This is a genomic window from Salinicola salarius (genome assembly GCF_003206135.1).
Lineage (GTDB): Bacteria > Pseudomonadota > Gammaproteobacteria > Pseudomonadales > Halomonadaceae > Salinicola > Salinicola salarius.
Map to the genome: position 1 here is coordinate 22,927 of NZ_PZJT01000014.1, position 16,480 is coordinate 39,406.

14 protein-coding genes and 1 tRNA gene are annotated in these 16,480 nt (G+C 65.6%); 7 read left to right on the forward strand and 8 right to left on the reverse strand.

Annotated elements, in window-relative coordinates; translation table 11 throughout:
• Positions 1-5 precede the first annotated feature (5 nt).
• The 8 genes from ileS to rplU all read right to left on the reverse strand — a co-directional run bounded on the left by ileS (position 6) and on the right by rplU (position 9,637).
• On the reverse strand, positions 6-2,855 hold the full coding sequence (gene ileS, locus DOM32_RS13425) for an isoleucine--tRNA ligase (RefSeq protein ID WP_110635312.1): 2,850 nt from the start codon (positions 2,853-2,855) through the stop codon (positions 6-8).
• A gap of 191 nt (positions 2,856-3,046) precedes the next feature.
• Entirely contained in the window at positions 3,047-4,168 is a 1,122-nt protein-coding gene (ribF, locus tag DOM32_RS13430) for a bifunctional riboflavin kinase/FAD synthetase (protein WP_110635314.1), read from the reverse strand.
• 98 nt (positions 4,169-4,266) lie between these two features.
• Complete coding sequence (murJ, locus tag DOM32_RS13435; protein ID WP_110635317.1) at positions 4,267-5,889, reverse strand: murein biosynthesis integral membrane protein MurJ; 1,623 nt, start codon at positions 5,887-5,889, stop codon at positions 4,267-4,269.
• Between the two features lie 142 nt (positions 5,890-6,031).
• A complete protein-coding gene (rpsT, locus tag DOM32_RS13440) occupies positions 6,032-6,298 on the reverse strand; it encodes a 30S ribosomal protein S20 (RefSeq protein ID WP_071230757.1) in 267 nt (88 codons plus the stop codon).
• Between the two features lie 246 nt (positions 6,299-6,544).
• Complete coding sequence (proB, locus tag DOM32_RS13445; RefSeq protein ID WP_071230756.1) at positions 6,545-7,681, reverse strand: glutamate 5-kinase; 1,137 nt, start codon at positions 7,679-7,681, stop codon at positions 6,545-6,547.
• Positions 7,682-7,732: 51 nt separating this feature from the next.
• Positions 7,733-8,926 carry an Obg family GTPase CgtA gene (gene cgtA / locus DOM32_RS13450; RefSeq protein ID WP_110635320.1) on the reverse strand — a complete coding sequence of 398 codons (1,194 nt, stop codon included), beginning with the start codon at positions 8,924-8,926 and terminating at the stop codon, positions 7,733-7,735.
• Positions 8,927-9,035: 109 nt separating this feature from the next.
• Positions 9,036-9,293 (reverse strand): 50S ribosomal protein L27, encoded by a 258-nt coding sequence (gene rpmA / locus DOM32_RS13455; RefSeq protein WP_071230754.1) that lies wholly within the window; start codon positions 9,291-9,293, stop codon positions 9,036-9,038.
• A gap of 32 nt (positions 9,294-9,325) precedes the next feature.
• Positions 9,326-9,637: a 50S ribosomal protein L21 gene (gene rplU / locus DOM32_RS13460; RefSeq protein ID WP_071230753.1), complete on the reverse strand. Its 312-nt coding sequence runs from the start codon at positions 9,635-9,637 to the stop codon at positions 9,326-9,328.
• A gap of 296 nt (positions 9,638-9,933) precedes the next feature.
• On the opposite strand from rplU, the gene ispB reads away from it, so the two are divergent.
• The 7 genes from ispB to crtY all read left to right on the forward strand — a co-directional run bounded on the left by ispB (position 9,934) and on the right by crtY (position 16,477).
• On the forward strand, positions 9,934-10,926 hold the full coding sequence (ispB, locus tag DOM32_RS13465) for an octaprenyl diphosphate synthase (RefSeq protein WP_110635323.1): 993 nt from the start codon (positions 9,934-9,936) through the stop codon (positions 10,924-10,926).
• Between the two features lie 93 nt (positions 10,927-11,019).
• Positions 11,020-11,096, forward strand: a tRNA-Pro gene (locus DOM32_RS13470).
• Positions 11,097-11,371: 275 nt separating this feature from the next.
• The gene (locus tag DOM32_RS13475) at positions 11,372-11,719 is read left to right on the forward strand and encodes a hypothetical protein (RefSeq protein WP_110635326.1); all 348 of its coding nucleotides are present in this window, start codon (positions 11,372-11,374) and stop codon (positions 11,717-11,719) included.
• A 281-nt stretch (positions 11,720-12,000) separates the two neighbouring features.
• Positions 12,001-12,909 (forward strand): polyprenyl synthetase family protein, encoded by a 909-nt coding sequence (locus DOM32_RS13480; protein ID WP_110635328.1) that lies wholly within the window; start codon positions 12,001-12,003, stop codon positions 12,907-12,909.
• 84 nt (positions 12,910-12,993) lie between these two features.
• Positions 12,994-14,037 (forward strand): type 2 isopentenyl-diphosphate Delta-isomerase, encoded by a 1,044-nt coding sequence (gene fni, locus DOM32_RS13485; RefSeq protein WP_110635331.1) that lies wholly within the window; start codon positions 12,994-12,996, stop codon positions 14,035-14,037.
• Positions 14,034-15,311, forward strand: coding sequence for a glycosyltransferase (locus DOM32_RS13490; protein WP_110635334.1), 1,278 nt, complete (start codon positions 14,034-14,036; stop codon positions 15,309-15,311). Before fni ends, DOM32_RS13490 begins: the two co-directional genes overlap by 4 nt.
• A complete protein-coding gene (crtY, locus tag DOM32_RS13495) occupies positions 15,308-16,477 on the forward strand; it encodes a lycopene beta-cyclase CrtY (RefSeq protein WP_110635338.1) in 1,170 nt (389 codons plus the stop codon). The genes DOM32_RS13490 and crtY overlap by 4 nt, the downstream gene beginning before the upstream one ends.
• Positions 16,478-16,480 lie beyond the last annotated feature (3 nt).

The window sequence follows — 16,480 nt, forward strand, 5'->3', positions numbered from 1 at the left end:
CGGAATCAGGCAAAGCGGCGCACCTCGCCCGGACCGTCAGGCAGGTTGGCTATCGAGCGGGCCGACAGCGTCGGATGCTCTGGATTCGTGCCCACGTCCGGGCGACGCTCCCAACTGCGCTCGTCCTTCTCATAAGGACTCATGCGAACCGCGACCTTTAGGCCATCCAGCTCAGTGGCCTTGGCATCGCCCGCTCCCGCCAGCGGCTCGAGCGTCGCCTCGGACGTGATCAGCACGAAGCGCAGTTCGTCCTCGAAACGCGACAGCAGCGCATGCAGCGCGTCATCGACGTAGAGCGTCACTTCGCTGTCCAGAGCACCCTTGATGACGCCGGCGTTGCGGGCATCCTCGAGCTGCTTGTTGACCGCCTGCTTGACGGCGATCACCTGCTCCCAGAACGCGCGACCCATCGGCGCGTCTTCCGGCAGCTGGCTCAGGCCTTCGTAGTAGGTCTCCAGATGCACGCTCTCGCCGCGTTCGCCGGGGATGTTCTCGTAGATCTCCTCGGCGGTGAACGACAGGATCGGCGCCACCCAGCGCGAGAGCGCCTCGACGATATGATAGAGCGCGGTCTGGCAGCTGCGCCGCGCCAGCGAGTCGGGCTGGGTGGTGTACTGACGATCCTTGATGATGTCGAGGTAGAAACCGCCCATGTCCCGCGCGCAGAAATCGTGCACCTGCTGGTAGACGTCGCGGAAGCGATAGTCGGCGTAGGCCTTCTGAATGCGCGCCTGCAGTTCGGCGGCACGATCCACGGCCCAGCGGTCCAGCGCCAGCATGTCGTCGAACGCCACGGCATCGCGGCTCGGCTCGAAGCCGCTCAGGTTGCCGAGCAGAAAGCGCGAGGTGTTGCGGATCCGGCGATAGACATCGGCGGTGCGCTTGAGGATCTCGTCGGACACCGCCATCTCGCCGGAGTAGTCGGTGGAGGCGACCCACAGGCGCAGGATATCGGCGCCGAGCTTGTCCATCACCTGCTGCGGCGCGACCACGTTGCCCAATGACTTGGACATCTTGCGGCCCTTCTCATCGACGGTGAAACCGTGGGTCAGCAGCGACTTGTACGGAGGATGGCCATCGATGGCGCAGCCGGTCAGCAGCGACGAATGGAACCAGCCGCGGTGCTGATCCGAGCCCTCGAGGTAGAGATCCGCGCGCGGCCCGTGTTCGTGCCCCAACGGATGCGACCCGCGCAGCACGTGCCAGTGCGTGGTGCCGGAATCGAACCAGACGTCGAGTGTGTCGGTGACCTTCTCGTACTGGTCCGCCTCGTTGCCCAGCAGCTCGCTCGGGTCCAGCTTGAACCAGGCATCGATGCCTTCCTGCTCGACGCGCTTGGCCACGGCTTCCATCAGCTCGACGGTGCGCGGATGCAGCTCGCCGCTCGCCTTGTCGAGGAAGAACGGGATCGGCACGCCCCAGTTGCGCTGACGCGAGATGCACCAGTCAGGGCGGTTGGCGATCATCGAGTGCAGACGCGCCTGCCCCCAGCCGGGAATGAAATCGGTGGCGTCGACGCCGGCCAACGCCTTGTCACGCAGCGTCTTGCCATCGCTGCCCTCGCGATCCATACCCACGAACCACTGCGCCGTGGCGCGATAGATCACCGGCGTCTTGTGGCGCCAACAGTGCATGTAGCTGTGGGTGATCTTCTCGTGCGCCATCAGCGCGCCCGCCTCTTCCAGGCTGGCGACGATGTGCGGATTGGCCTTCCAGATCATCTGCCCGCCGAACAGCGGCAGATCGGCGGCATAGACACCGTTGCTCTGCACCGGATTGCGAATCTCGTCGAAACTCATGCCGTACTGGCGGCAGGTGTAGAAGTCGTCTTCGCCATAGGCGGGCGACGAGTGGACGATGCCGGTGCCGGCACCCAGCTCGACGTAAGCGGCCACGTAGATCGGCGAGACGCGATCGTAGCCTGCATCCAGGCTCGCCAGCGGATGGCGGAAGGCGAGGTTCTCGAGGCTCGCACCCGGCGCCGTAGCGATGGTCTCGCCGGTCAGGCCGAAGCGTTCCAGGCTCGACTCGACCAGCTCTTCGGCGAGAACCAGCAGGCGCTCGCCGGTATCGACCAGCGCGTAAACGAAGTCGGGATGCACGTTCATCGCCTGGTTGGCCGGGATGGTCCAGGGCGTGGTGGTCCAGATCACGGCCGCCGCCGGCTTGGCCAGCGACGCCAGCCCGAACGCGGCCGCCAGCCCGGCATCGTCGACGCTGGGGAAGGCGACATCAATGGCATCGGACTGCTTGTCCTGGTATTCGACCTCGGCTTCGGCCAGTGCCGAGCCGCAATCGAAGCACCAGTTGACCGGCTTGAGCCCCTTGAACACGTAGCCGCCCTTGACCATCTCGGCCAGCGCGCGGATTTCGCCCGCTTCGTTGGCGAAGTTCATGGTCAGGTACGGGTTGTCCCAGTCACCCTGGACGCCCAGCCGCACGAAACCTTCCTTCTGCACCTCGACCTGGGCGGCAGCGTACTCGCGACACAACGCACGCGCTTCATCCGCCGGCAGATGCTTGCCGTGGGTGGTCTCGACCTTGTGCTCGATCGGCAGGCCGTGGCAATCCCAGCCCGGGACGTAGGGCGCGTCAAAGCCGGCCAGACTCTTCGACTTGACGATGAAGTCCTTGAGCAGCTTGTTGACCGCGTGCCCGATGTGAATGCTGCCGTTGGCGTACGGCGGGCCATCGTGAAGCACGAACCGCTCGCGCCCCCGACGCGCCTCACGCAGCTTGGCGTAGAGGTTCATGTCGTTCCACTGCGCAATTCGGCTCGGCTCCCGAGCCGGCAGATTGCCGCGCATGGGGAAGTCGGTCGATGGCAGATTCAGCGTGTGCTTATAGTCGCTCATGGCTTTTGGGTCCGCTCAGGGCTGTTTTCAGGTCGCTCAGGGCTGTCTCGGGTCGCTCAGGGCTGTTTCAGATCGCTCAAGACTATTTGTCAGATCGCTCAAGGCTGTCTCGGGTCGCTCAGGGCTATTTGTCAGATCGCTCAAGGCTGTCTCGGGTCGTTCAGGGCTATTTGTCAGATCGCTCAGACTGTTCAGTCGTCTCGGGATTCATGCGGTGCCGGCCCCGCATGCGTACCGCCATGCGAATTCTCGGACAGCGGCGCCGATGCCAGCGGAAACTGCGCCTGGGGCAAGGTGGCGGCGCAGATCTCTTCGATGGCGTGGTTCACATCGGCGCGGGCCGCTTCGGGAACATGAGGATCGCGCTGCCCGAAATAGCGGCGGGCGTTGTCGATATCTCGATGAATCTGGGTAACCAGCGCGCCGAAATCGTCGAATTTGGTTTCGCCGCGCAGCCGGGCGCAGGGCACGACGGTCAGGGTCTGGCCGTACAGCTCGACCTCGCGATCCAGCAGATGTACCTCGAGGATCGGCCGGTCGGCACCCACCGTCGGGCGCCAACCGATGTTGGCGACACCGGCGCCCCACTCCCCGCTCGGCAAGCGCGCGGCACAGGCGAACACGCCGCGCAGCGCCATGGGTCGTCGGGTCAACGGAATGTTGGCAGTGGGCACGCCGATGGTGCGTCCCAGCTGGCGATCACGGACGACTCGCCCCTGATAGCCGTAGGGCCGGCCCAGCATGCGTGCGGCCTGGAAGAAGTTGCCGCTGGCCAGCAGCGTCCGTACCCGCGTGCTCGAAACGCGCTCGTCGTCGAGGGCGAAGGTCCGCGTGTGCTCGACGGCAAAGCCCCGTTCGCGTCCCACCGCCTGCAGCAGCGCGAAATCCCCGGCGCGGTCGCAGCCGAAGCGGAAATCGTCGCCGACGACCAGGTGCCTGACCTGCAGGCCTTCGATCAACACCCGTTCGACGAACTGCTGCGCGGTCAGACTGCGCAGTGCATCGTTGAACGGCAGGCACAGGATTCGATCGGCGCCGTGGGCCTTGAGCAACGCGACCTTGTCGCGCAGCCGTGTCAGCCGCGGCGGTGCCTGATCGCCGGCGAAATACTCGCGTGGCTGCGGCTCGAAGATCACCACCGTGACCGGCAGCCCCTGTGCCCGGGACAGCGTCTGCAGCTGCTCGAGAATGGCCTGGTGGCCCAGATGCACCCCATCGAAGTTGCCGATGGTCGCCACACAGCCACGCGCGGCCGTACCCTGCGCGGCATCGTTGGCGGACGGCAAATTGTGCAAGCCTCGGATCAGTTCCATGGGGTCTGTTCCCGTTTCAGCGCGAACCGCATTTCTGCATAAAAGGGCGTCATTATAACCAAAGGGCTTGCCCCGTAACCAAAAGCGGCCTGGACCTCTCAGCCCTGCAGGCGAAAGTCTCTCAACCGGACGCCGCTGAGTGCCAGCCAGCCAAAATAGAGGGCGGCGCCACCGACCACCAGCGCGGCCAGCACCCCGGCCCGGTGCAGCGCGCCCCAGGTGACCCAGGCATGCCAGTCCGGCGAGCACCACCACAAGCCCACGCTCATCACCAGACAACCGCCGACGACCTGCACGGCATAGCGGCCCCAGCCGGGCTGGAAGCGCAGCACGCCCTGCCGGCGCAGCCCCAGGCCCAGCAACCCCGCGTTGAGAAACGCCGACAGTGCGGTGGCCAGCGCCAGGCCGGCGTGAGCCAGCGGCACGATGAGCGCCAAGTTCATGACCATGTTGGCGAACATCGCCACGATGCCGATCTTGACCGGCGTCTTGGTGTCCTGGCGCGCGAAGTAGCCCGGCGCCAGCACCTTGATCAGCATGAACGCCAACAGCCCCAGTGCATAGGCCCTCAGGCTGCGCGCGGCCATGATCACGTCGTGGTCGGTCATCGCCCCGTAGTGAAACAGGCTGACCAGTAGCGGCTCGGCCAGCAGGATCAACGCCAGCGCTGCCGGCAGCCCGATCAGCAGCACCATGCGCAGCGCCCAGTCCAGCATGCGCGCGAAGTGATCCCGGGACTGGTCCGCATGGCGCTTGGAGAGCGCCGGCAGGATCACAGTGGCAATCGCGATCCCGAACACGCCCAGCGGCAGTTCCACCAGGCGATCGGAATAGTAGAGCCAGGAGACGCTGCCCGAGACCAGAAACGAGGCCAGCACCGTATCCAGCAACAGATTGATCTGCGAGACCGACACCCCGAACAGCGCCGGGGCCATCAGGCGCAGAATGCGCCGGACGCCAGGGTGCCTGAACCGTGCCTTCGGACGCGGCATCAGTCCCAGACGGGCCAGGAACGGCAGCTGAAACAGCAGCTGCGCCGCACCGGCAATCAGGACGCCCCAGGCCAGTCCCAGCGCCGGGTCGCTCATCAACGGGGTCAGCCACAGCGCGGCGCCGATCAGGCAGACATTGAGCAGCACTGGCGTGAAGGCGGGTATCGCGAACCGCTCCCAGGTGTTGAGCACGCTGCCGGCGAACGCCGTCAACGAGATCAGCAACAGGTACGGAAAGGTCAGCCGCAGCATCTCCGCCGTCAGCGCCAGCTTGCCGGGGTCGGCCTGGAAGCCCGGCGCGAACAGCCACACGAGCCACGGCGCGGCAGCGATGGCCAGCGCGGTGATCAGCGCCAGCACGACACTGAGACTGCCGGAGACCGCGTCGAGCAGCTCGCGAACTTCCGCGCGCGTACGCTGCGTGGCGTATTCCGACAGCACCGGCACGAACGCCTGGTTGAATGCCCCTTCGGCGAACAGCCGTCGCATGAAGTTGGGGATCTTGAACGCCACGAAGAACGCATCGGCACCGCTGCCGGCACCCAGCAACGCGGCTATCACGACGTCCCGCGCCAGGCCGAGCACACGCGACAGCAGCGTCATCGTGCTGACCACCATGCCGGAACGCAGCAGCCCGCGACGCGAGACCGGGGTAGCCGTCTCCGCGGCCGCCACGTCTGCCGGCGTATCGTCTGGCGTCTTGTCCACAGGGCCGTGCTGTTCGTTCATGACGCGCCGTCACTCGCTCCAGGGGATTCGCACGCTTCGCCGCCCATACGGCGACCTCGATGCGATGTTCTCGATACGAGGGCCACGGAAGGCAGCCACAAAAAAACCGGCCGAAGCCGGTTTTTCATCAAGCGCGTCCGGCTCAGGCAGCCAGCGCCTTAATTCGCTTGTTCAAGCGGCTCTTGATGCGTGCAGCTTTCTTCTTGGACATGGCGTCCTTGTCGGCGATGCGATCGATGACCGGCTGAGCGGCCTTGAATTCGCTGTTCGCCTGCGCCTGATCGCCAGCCTGGATGGCCTTGATCACACGCTTGATGTAGGTACGAACCATGGAACGCTGACTAGCGTTGAGCTTGCGGCGGTCTTCCGCCTGACGTGCGCGCTTGCGCGCCTGCTTGGTATTCGCCACCGTCGACTCCTTGGAGATGTTGACAGTCAATTCTGTAAGTTAAATCACCCAGGCCAGCCTCGAAACCGCTTCAGGCAACCCTGAATGATTCGGCCGAATGTTCAATGACGCCCGAATTCATCATGCTTCGGGAGCCACTTCGACTGCCATTTTCGCAGTCTTCAACGGGCCATGTCTGAGAGGATGCGGGATTCTATCACAAGGCCCAAGCACGATACCAGCGCCAACTGGCGCGGCCTGCCGCCCTCAGATCACCACCAGATTGTCCCGATGGATCAGCTCCGGCGCTTCCATGTAGCCGAGAATGTCGGCGATGCGCTGACTGGGCTGCCCCAGCAGCCGGGCCGCGTCGACGCTTGAATAGTTGATCAGCCCCTTGGCAACGCGCCCGCCCTGCTCGTCGACGCAGACCACCATGTCGCCGCGCCGAAAGGTGCCCTGCACCTGCTTGACGCCCACCGGCAGCAGGCTCGACCCCTGGGAACGCAGGACGTTGACCGCGCCGTCATCCAGCGTCAGCGTGCCACGCACCTGCAGCTGACCGGCGAGCCAGCGCTTGCGTGCCGCCAGCGGTGCATGATCGGGATGCAGCAGCGTTCCCAGCGACTCGCCCTCGAGCAGCCGGGTCAGCACCGCCGGCTGGCGCCCGCTGGCGATCGCGGTGACCGCGCCGGAACGTGCCGCCAGCCGGGCGGCGCGCAGCTTGGTCGCCATGCCGCCGCGACCCAGCACGCCACCTCCGCCAGCAACGGCATCCAGCTCGGGATCGTCGGCCTGGCCTTCGCTGATCAGCCGGGCGTCGGGATCGTGACGCGGGTCGGCATCGAACAGACCTTCCTGATCGGTCAGGATCAGCAGCGCATCGGCCTCGAGCAGGTTGGCGACCAGCGCCCCCAGGGTGTCGTTGTCGCCGAAGCGGATCTCGTCGGTGACCACGGTATCGTTCTCGTTGATCACCGGGACCACATCGAGCTGAACCAGAGTGCGTAGCGCGGAACGCGCGTTCAGGTAGCGCTTGCGATTGGAGAGATCGTCATGGGTCAGCAACACCTGGGCGCTGCGCAAGCCGTGGCGGGCAAAATGCGTTTCGTAACACTGGGAGAGTCCGCTCTGCCCCACGGCGGCGGCCGCCTGAAGCTCGTGCACGGCGGTCGGGCGCGTATGCCAGCCCAAGCGCACCATGCCCTCGGCAATGGAGCCGGACGACACCAGCACGACTTCCACACCCCGGCGGTGCAGCTCTGCCATCTGATCGACCCAGCCACCGATCGCCGCCGCGTCGAGGCCACGGCCATCGTTGGTCAGCAGGGCGCTGCCGATCTTGACCACGACACGCTTCGCGCCCTCGAGTACGCCGCGCCCTGCTCGCTCTTCCGTCGCCATCTCATTCTCCGCCCGACTGCCCGCCTGTCATGACCCGAATCACGGTTACCCTCAACGAACGTATTCCACCTCGACGTCGTGATCGTCGTCGTCATCGTCGAACTCCTCGACGGCTTCACCACGCTTGACGCGCAGGCGGGTCTGGTGCGCCTCCACCCGCGCCACCGACTCGGCCTCCATGCGCCGACGCATCTCGCGCTCGCGCTCGGCGGCCTCCTCGTCGTCGTTCTCCAGCTGGCGCTGCTCGGTCAGCCAGCGATGCGCGGCCTGCACCAGCTCCCCGGTGCCGTCGCTGGAGATCGCCGAAATCAGGAATACTGGACCCTGCCAGCCGAGCCGGGAGACGATGTCCGCCACGCGCGCCTCGCGATCTTCCGCCGGCAGCAGGTCGAGCTTGTTGATCACCAGCCAGCGCGGCAACTCCGCCAGCGTCTGCGAGAACTGCTCCAGTTCCCGGGCGATCGCCTCGACCGCCGCGACGGGATCGGACTCGTCGAACGGCGCCGCATCGACCACGTGCAGCAGCAGCCGCGTGCGCGTCAGGTGCTTGAGAAAGCGCAGTCCCAGTCCGGCGCCATCGGAGGCCCCTTCGATCAGCCCGGGCACGTCTGCCATCACGAAGTGCTCGTGAGTCCCGAGCTTGACCACGCCCAGGTTGGGCACCAGCGTGGTGAACGGATAGTTGGCCACTTTCGGCTTGGCGGCGGAGACCGCCCGGATCAGCGTCGACTTGCCGGCATTGGGCAGCCCCAGCAAGCCGACATCGGCCATCACCTTCATTTCCAGGCGCAGCTTGCGCCGTTCGCCTTCGGTGCCCGGCGTGGTTCGCCGCGGCGCGCGGTTGGTCGAGGACTTGAAGTGGATATTGCCGAGCCCCCGGCGCCCACCCTGTGCCACCAGCACCACCTGACCTTCCGCCGTGACATCGGCGATCACCTCGAGGGTATCCTCGTCGATCACCGTCGTGCCCACCGGCACCTTGACGTGCAGGTCGTCGCCGGCCTTGCCGCTCATCTGACGCCCCTGCCCCTGCTGACCGCTCTGCGCCTTGTAGAAGCGCTGGAACTTGAAGTCGATCAGCGTGTTCAGCGACTCGTCGCCGATCAGATAGACATTGCCGCCGTGGCCGCCATCGCCACCGTCAGGGCCACCCTTGGGCACGAACTTTTCACGCCGGAAGCTGAGACAGCCATTGCCGCCTCTGCCGGCTTCGACGGTGATCGAGGTTTCATCGACGAACTGCATGTCACTCTCCCGGCGGCAGGTGCCGCACGCGTGGATGCTGCAAGAATAATACGGCAAAAACAAAAAAGCCCCGCCTGGGCGGGGCTTTTCATACAAGGTTCGTGACGTCTCAGGCGGAGACCACGCTCACGAACTTGCGGTTTCTCGGGCCTTTCTGCTCGAACTTGATGACGCCGTCATTCAGAGCGAACAGCGTGTGGTCCTTGCCGATACCCACACCGGTTCCCGCATGGAACTTGGTGCCGCGCTGGCGAACGATGATGTTACCGGCCGTAGCCTTCTGTCCACCGTACAGCTTGACACCCAGGCGTTTGGATTCGGAATCGCGACCGTTACGCGTACTACCGGCGGCCTTCTTATGAGCCATGGCGAATACCTCTTTCTGGGGGAATGTTCCGCTTAAGCGGAGATTCCAGTGATCTTGACTTCAGTAAACCACTGACGGTGGCCCTGACGCTTCATGTGATGCTTGCGACGACGGAACTTGATGATCTGCACCTTGTCGCCACGACCGTGCGAGACGATCTCGGCAGACACCTTGGCGCCGCCGACCAGCGGAGCGCCGACCTTGATGTCGTCGCCGTCGGCAACCAGCAGAACCTGGTCGAATTCCAGGGTTTCACCGGTCGGCACTTCCAGCTTCTCGAGCTTCAGCGTCTGACCTTCCTGCACGCGGTACTGCTTACCGCCACTCTTGATAACAGCGTACATAAGATTCTCCAAACACTCATCGGGGTTGGCGCTCTTTCATCGACCTGCGGCGAGTGGTGCCCCTTCCGGCAACCATCTGACAGGGAGCATGATGAGTTGGGCGGCGGATTATAACGGCTCACGCCATGCCAGGCAACCTTACTTGCGCGCCCGGCCCGCGCGCGTTCCGGCGGATGGGCAACCGCCGAGCGCCACGTCGGTTGACGCACCTGAGGGGGCCACCTAGCATACCCCCACACGTCGTCTCCCGGCCCGAGAAGCCGAACGACCCCACCCGATTCATTGACAAGCCGACCATGCAATCCAACGCTGCATCCATCCATGCATCGGTGGCTGAGGACTTCGCCGCCGTCAATCGTACGATCCTCGATCAACTGGCGTCGCGAATTCCACTGGTCGAAACCATCGGCCAGTACATCATCGAAAGCGGTGGCAAGCGTCTGCGCCCGCTGCTGGTGCTGCTGGCGGCGCGGGCGCTGGGCTATTCCAGAGACGAGAGCGTCCCCGGCGACAAGCACATCATCCTGGCGACGCTGATCGAGTTCATGCACACCTCCACGCTGCTGCATGACGATGTCGTCGATGAGTCGAGCCGGCGCCGTGGCAAGGCCACCGCCAACGACACCTGGGGCAACGCCCCTTCGGTACTGGTCGGCGACTTCCTCTACTCGCGCTCGTTCCAGATGATGGTCGAGGTCGGCTCGATGCGGATCATGCAGGTGCTCTCCGGCGCTACCTGCATCATTGCCGAGGGCGAAGTCCAGCAGTTGACCAACATCGGCAACGCCGATATCGAAGAGTCGGACTACTTCGACACCATCCAGGGCAAGACCGCGATGCTGTTCGAAGCGGCCTCTCATAGCGGCGCCATCCTCGCCGGCGCCGACGCCGAGCAGGAACAGGCGCTGCAGCTCTACGGCCGCTACCTGGGGCTCGCCTTCCAGCTGATCGACGACCTGCTCGATTACCAGGGCGACGCCGAGACCATGGGCAAGAACGTGGGAGACGATCTTGCCGAAGGCAAACCGACGCTGCCGCTGATCCATGCGATGCGCACGGGCTCGCCCGAACAGGCCGCGCTGATCCGGCAGGCGATTACCGATGGCGGCCTGGAACGCCTGGACGAGGTGCTCGCCATCGTGCGTGAAACGGGCGCCCTCGAATATACCCAGCAGCGTGCCGAAGAGATGGCGAGCCTGGCCCGTGCTCAGCTCGAAATCCTCGCGCCCAGCCCCTATCGCGACAGCATGGAAGCGCTGACACGAGTGGCTGTCGAACGCGACGTCTAAAAGGGTGCAAGATCAGGGTTGCACCGCGCCTTCGGATGAGTATAATTCACCCCCGTCGAGCTAGCCTGAGTGGCAACGGCCCGGCAATGACATCGGAATATAGCTCAGCTTGGTAGAGCGCTGCCTTCGGGAGGCAGAGGTCGTAGGTTCGAATCCTGCTATTCCGACCAAGAATTTCGAAACGCCCGTTCAGGCCCTGCCTGACGGGCGTTTTGCATTTCAGGGATCATGGCGTGGCAGGGTTTACGTGGCGGGGGCTCATACCGGCCACTTCCCTCATCAACCGGTCAACCGGCCACACCTATGATTAATGGCAGCCAGCCGTGAAATCTCTAGAGTAAAAGGCAGCGGTACTCGTTTCGGCCGTCTCCACTCGTCTTGGCAAGCGCTTGCCGGAGCACCCCTCGAAAAGCCTCCCGAGAGCTGCCCTTCAGGAGAACCCATCATGTCCCTATGGCTTCGCCTCACTTTCAGTGCGGCACTCTGCTGCGCCTTCGCCGTGGCGGCTCATGCACAGACGCAGGATGAAGAGACGCCACCGCCGCCGTGGTCGACAAAGGCCATCGAGGCTTCCCGGGCCCAATGCCGGGCCAACATCACGGCCAGCGGCATCGAAGGCCCCAAGGTCGAACGCTATTGCGAGTGCGTGACGGAAGCGCTGCAGGCACGCTTCAGCGAGGCCGAGGTGCGCAAGATGCAGCGAGAGTACGATCCGAGCGACGAGAACGACAGCCGACCGCCCGAGCTCGACAAGACGCTCGATCAGTGTTCGGCGGTCCTGGAGTCGCAATAGGCCCGGCCTGCAGCGGCCCTGCATCCATACACGCCAGGCATGCGTAGATGTCGGACGGGCGCCACTTTCTACCGACACGGACTACCGGGCACAGCGAAGCGAACCTCCCGGCGGCGACGAGGCGGACTCGGACAGGGTAATGTAGGATTTACGCACGCTTACCGAAACATCGCGTTCATGCGCGAGTTCGTAGCGCCGCCTCACCGCCGGGACAGGGATGTCCGGGCCGATACCGTCCGTATCGACGCGCACCGCAACATGGCGACAGCAGGGAAGTGACCATGACCGCTCACACCGCAGAAAAGACCCCGCCCCCGGACGAGGAGCTGGCGTTGCTCAAGGAGACGCTGCAGCGGCGTCTCGAACAACTCCTGCCCGCCGGCAGTCAACGCGATCTCGTCAGCGCCGCGATGCGCGAGGGTACGCTGACGCCGGGAAAGCGCATCCGGCCGCTACTGCTGATTCTCACCGCCCGCGACCTGGGCTGCGATGCGCATCACCCGGGCCTGCTCGACCTGGCCTGCGCGGTGGAGATGATTCATGCCGCCTCGTTGATGCTCGACGACATCCCCTGCATGGACAACGCCATGCTGCGACGCGGCCGGCCGACGATCCATCGCCAGTTCGGCGAGCATGTCGCCATTCTCGCCGCCGTGGCGCTGCTCAGTAACGCCTTCGGCGTCGTGGCCTCGGTCGAGGGGCTTTCGAGCGAATCGCGCAACCAGGCGGTTTCCGAGCTCTCCGCTGCCGTGGGCCTGCAGGGACTGGTTCAAGGCCAGTTCCTCGACCTGCAAGAGGGCAACCTTCCCCGCGGGGAAGACGACATCGTCGCCACCAACGAACTCAAGACCAGCATGCTGTTCGGCGCCACGCTCCAGTTGGCTGCCATCGCCGCGGATGCCGCCCCCATGGTGCGGCAACGGCTGCGCTGCTTCGCGCAGGATCTGGGCCAGGCGTTCCAGCTGCTCGACGATCTGGCCGATGGCCACGACAACACCGGCAAGGACGCCGGCAAGGATCTCGGCAAATCGACGCTCGTGGCGACACTCGGCGCCGAGGCAGTGCGACAGCGCTTGCGCGATCACCTGCACAGCGCCGAAGACCACTTCACTCATGCCTGCGGTCAGCAGGGTTCGACGCGTCGTTTCATGCACGCCTGGTTCGAACGGCAGCTGGCGGATTTCCAGTAGTTCCCGTCCCGCTCTTGCGCCCCGCCAGCGCTGTAGAAGATCGGCAATGCCTTACGGCGTATCCCTCAGGGCCATGGAGAATTCATGAAGGACGCGGAACTGCTGCAACGCAAGAACGATCATCTGGATATCGTCCTCGATCCGGAGCGGGCCAGATCTCGAACCCGGGCCGGATTCGAGCGCTTTCGCTTCGAACACTGCGCCCTGCCCGAGCTCGATCTCGATCGCATCGACCTCGGCACCACGCTCTTCGGCAAACCGCTGAAAGCCCCGCTGCTGATCAGCTCCATGACCGGCGGCGCCGAACGCGCGCTGACCATCAATCGCCATCTGGCACAGGCAGCACAGACCCTGGGCCTGGCGATGGGCGTGGGCTCCCAGCGCATCGCCATCGAGAGCGACGCCAATGTGGGGCTCGACCATACCCTGCGCGAGATCGCCCCCGACGTTCCGCTGCTGGCCAATCTCGGCGCCGCCCAGCTCAAGGGGCGGCGCGGGCGCGACTATGCTCGCCGTGCAGTGGAGATGATCGACGCCGACGCCTTGATCGTTCACCTCAACCCGCTTCAGGAGGCGGTCCAGAACGGCGGTGATCGGAACTGGCGCGGCGTGCTCGACGCCATCGAGCAGATCGCCGGCACGCTGGACGTCCCGCTGATCGCCAAGGAAGTCGGCGCCGGGCTGTCCGTCGGCGTGGCTCGCCGACTGATAGATGCCGGCGTGGCGATGCTCGACGTCGCGGGTGCCGGCGGCACCTCCTGGGCGGCGGTCGAGGGCGAACGCGCCGCGGAACCGCACCAGCGCGCCGTGGCGATGGCGTTCGCGGACTGGGGCATTCCCACCGCCGAAGCCGTCCGCGACATTCGCCGGGCCCTGCCGACGACGCCACTGATCGCCTCCGGCGGTATTGCCGATGGCATCGATGCGGCCAAGGCGTTGGCACTGGGCGCCGATCTCGCCGGCCAGGCGGCCGCGACGCTCGCCGGCGCCACCGATTCCAGCGAGGCCGTCATTCGCCATTTTCGCGTCGTCATCGATCAGCTTCGCATCGCCTGCTTCTGCACCGGCAGCGCCGATCTCGCCGCGCTCAAGCGCGCGCCACTCCTCGGTCGGGAGGGGCGGGATTGAGTCACTACGCCGTCATCGCGCCCGCCCTCTACAGCCATTTCCAGGCGCTGCAGGCGCTGGCGGGCGTGTTGATCGATCGCGGCCATCGCGTCACCTTCGTCCACCAGCAGGAAGCCCGCACGCTCGTCCACGATGCTCGCATCGGCTTCGAGCCGGTCGGGTTGCACACGCACCCCGCCGGCAGTCTGGCGCGCAGTCATCGATTGGCCGCGCATCCGACCGGGCTTTCGATACGCCGGCTCATTGCCGACATGGCCGCGACGACCGACATGCTTTGCCGGGAGCTGCCAAGCGCGCTCGAACGCCTCGGCGTGGACGGGATCATCGCCGATCAGATGGAAGCGGCCGGCGGCCTCGTTGCCGAGGCGATGGCGCTGCCGTTCGTGTCGGCGGCCTGCGCGCTGCCGATCAATCGCGAGCCGGCGCTGCCGCTGCCGGTGATGCCGTTCCGCTATGCCACCGACGAGCGCGCCCGGCGAATGTATGCGACCAGCGAGGCGATCCACGATCGATTGATGCGTCCTCACGCTCGGGTGATCGCGCATCATGCGAGCTCCTTCGGCCTGCGACATCGCACCGGGCTGCATGAATGCCTGTCGCCCCTGGCGCAGATCAGCCAGACACCGGCAACGCTGGACTTCCCCCGCCACGGGCTGCCGGCGAACTTCCATGCCGTCGGCCCGCTGCGCCGGGCGAAAGGCGATACGGAAAAGAGACGAGACGCCTGGCCGATCGATCCCGCACGCCCGTTCGTCTTCGCCTCGCTGGGTACGCTGCAGGGTCACCGCTACGGTCGCTTCAAGGCGATCGCCCGTGCCTGTCGTCGTCTCGATGTTCAGCTGGCGATCGCGCACTGCGGCGGTTTGCCTCCCGCCCGGGCGGAGGCATTGAAAGACCACGGTGCCACCTTTGTCACCGATTTTGCCGACCAGCGCGTAACGCTGCGCCAGGCACAGGCGGTGATCACCCATGGCGGCCTGAACACCGTCGTCGATGCGATCGCCACCTCGACGCCGATGCTCGTCATGCCGATCGCCTTCGACCAGCCCGGCGTCGCCGCCAGGCTGGTCTGGCACGGGCTGGGTCAACGGGTTTCCCGCCGGAGCGGCAGCATCCGCCTGGCGCGAGCGCTCAAGACGCTGCTGACGGATGACGCCTGCCGCCGGCGCCTCGACGACGCGGCCATTTCGCTGCGGTCGGCCGACGGCGCCGAACGGGCGGCCGGCATCGTCGAGCTGGCGCTCGGACCGATACCGATGAAGGTGGCGTCATGAGTCGACCATGGGATCTCATTCTGGTGGGGGCTGGGCTTGCCAACGGCCTGATCGCATGGCGGCTGAAGCAGCGCCAGCCGGACCTCGCGATTCTGATGCTGGAAGCGGGGCCACACGCCGGCGGCAATCACACCTGGTCGTTTCACGGCACCGACCTCACGCCGGCCCAATGCGACTGGCTCGCCCCGCTGGTGGCGCACCGCTGGTCCGGCTATGACGTGCGCTTTCCCGAGCTCACGCGAACGCTCCCCGGCGACTATCTCAGCATCACGTCGGAACGCTTCGCCGCGGCCCTGGCGGACACCCTCGGCGACGATCTGCGCACCAACGCCCCGGTCGACAACGTCTCGCCATGCAGCGTCACGCTCGCCGACGGAGAGCGACTCGAGGCCCGCGCCGTGATCGACGGTCGGGGCTATCGCCTTTCACCGCATCTGACCATCGGTTTCCAGGCCTTCGTCGGCCAGCAGTGGCGACTCGCCACGCCGCATGGTCTCGTCAGACCGACCCTGATGGATGCCACCGTCGACCAGCAGGGCGGCTATCGCTTCGTCTATACGCTGCCGTTGTCGCCGACCGAACTCCTGATCGAGGACACCCACTACGTCGATAGCGCCGGCCTCGATGCTGATCGCGCCCGCGCCAATCTCGTGCGCTACGCCGAGGCTCGGGGCTGGCAACGGCAGGCGCTGGTGCGGGAGGAGCAAGGCAGCCTGCCGATCACGCTGGCCGGCGACTTCGAGGCTTTCCGGGCGCCGCTGGCGAACCAGCCGGCCAGCGGCCTGCGTGCCGGGCTGTTCCATGCCACCACCGGTTATTCGCTGCCGACGGCCGCGGCGCTGGCGGATCGCATCGCCGAGCGCATGCCGCTCGGGGCATCAGCGCTGTCCGCGCTGATTCATCGCTTCGCCGCAACGCATTGGCGTCAGCAGCGCTTCTTTCGCATGCTCAATCGCATGCTGTTCCTCGCCGGCCGGCCCGACGAGCGCTTTCGCGTCATGCAGCGTTTCTACGGGCTCGACGCCGGGTTGATCGCGCGCTTCTACGCCGGCCAGTTGAAGCGTGCCGACAAGCTGCGAATTCTCGTTGGCAAACCGCCCGTCCCGGTCGTCGAAGCGGCCCGGGCGGTGCTGAAACGGACGCCGCGCCTGGATGATTTTCGATGATTC